Here is a 359-nt window from a genome sequence, read left to right as displayed (position 1 = left end):
TGCAAGTTCGCGGCATCTGCGTCCAGCCAGCGGCGGAAGTCGATGCGCTCGCATGCGGTCACCTGGGGGCTCTGCAAGCGCACGTACCATTGGCTGGCCACGCTTGCCAGCACGTCCCGGCGCGGGCGCCCGGCCATCAGGGCCTGGTCCATGTTGCGTTCGACAGTGGCCAGTGGCAGGTCAAGGCGGGTGGCAATGCTGGCGAAGTCCAGCTGGTCGAGGCGGCTCAGCAGCATCACTTGCTGCACCCGGCGTGGCAGCCGCTTCAGCGCGTGCAGCAGGGCATTGTCGGCATCAGGCTCATTGACCGCGGTGGGGTGTTCGACGGGCAGCAGCAGACGGGTCATGACCGGCTCCTT

Annotated in this window: 1 protein-coding gene; it reads right to left on the bottom strand. The window is 67.4% G+C overall.

The features are described from left to right. The coding region (locus QWI17_RS04875) for a sigma factor-like helix-turn-helix DNA-binding protein (protein ID WP_302721390.1) at positions 1-347 on the bottom strand (347 nt) is incomplete at its 3' end. Positions 348-359: the final 12 nt, after the last annotated feature.

It is taken from the genome of Gilvimarinus gilvus, assembly GCF_030518155.1.
In the GTDB taxonomy this organism is placed as follows: Bacteria; Pseudomonadota; Gammaproteobacteria; order Pseudomonadales; family Cellvibrionaceae; genus Gilvimarinus; species Gilvimarinus gilvus.
The sequence above is the reverse complement of the archived record's forward strand: the minus strand, read 5'-3'. Positions and strand labels throughout refer to the sequence as shown.